This is a genomic window from Streptomyces vulcanius (assembly GCF_042653945.1).
Lineage (GTDB): Bacteria > Actinomycetota > Actinomycetes > Streptomycetales > Streptomycetaceae > Streptomyces > Streptomyces mangrovi.
Genome location: NZ_JBHSFK010000142.1, coordinates 1 through 591, shown reverse-complemented (window position 1 = coordinate 591; position 591 = coordinate 1). Strand labels below are relative to the sequence as shown.

Annotated in this window: 1 protein-coding gene; it reads left to right on the top strand. The window is 69.9% G+C overall.

Annotation, left to right across the window (positions count from 1 at the left end; translation table 11 throughout):
- Positions 1-591: 1-phosphofructokinase family hexose kinase (locus tag ACFPIH_RS56610; RefSeq protein WP_385879471.1), on the top strand; the 591-nt coding region annotated here is incomplete at both ends.

Sequence of the window (591 nt, the reverse complement as noted above, 5' to 3'; positions counted from 1 at the left end):
CCCACGGCTTTCCGACCCGGGCCGTCCTGCCGGTCGGCGGCCCTGACGGCACCCGTCTGGCAGCGATGCTCGACGAAGCGGGCATCGACCACGTGAGCGTTCCGATCGCCGGCAACATCCGCAGCAATGTGAGCATCCTGGAACCCGGTGGAACGGTGACCAAGGTCAACGAACCCGGCCCGGTACTCACTCCCGACGAGGTCGAGGCTCTGCTGGAAGCGGCACTCAAGACCGCCGCGCAAGCGTCCTGGCTGGTCGGCTCCGGCAGCCTGCCCAATGGCACGCCCGACGATCTGTACGCCCAGCTGATCCGCCGGGCACACGACATCGGTATTCCGGTCGCCATCGACAGCTCCGGACCCCCGCTGCTCGCCGCCCTCCCGGCCGGCCCCGATCTCGTCAAGCCCAACTCGCACGAACTCGCCGAGGCCGCCGGGGCCCCGGTCACCACCATCGGCGAAGCGGTCGATGCGGCTCAGCACCTGCGCGGGATGGGAGCGCGCACCGTTCTCGCCAGCCTCGGCGTGGACGGCGCCCTGCTCGTCGAGAACGACGAAGTCCTGCACGCCGAAGTGATCGTGGACAACCCGC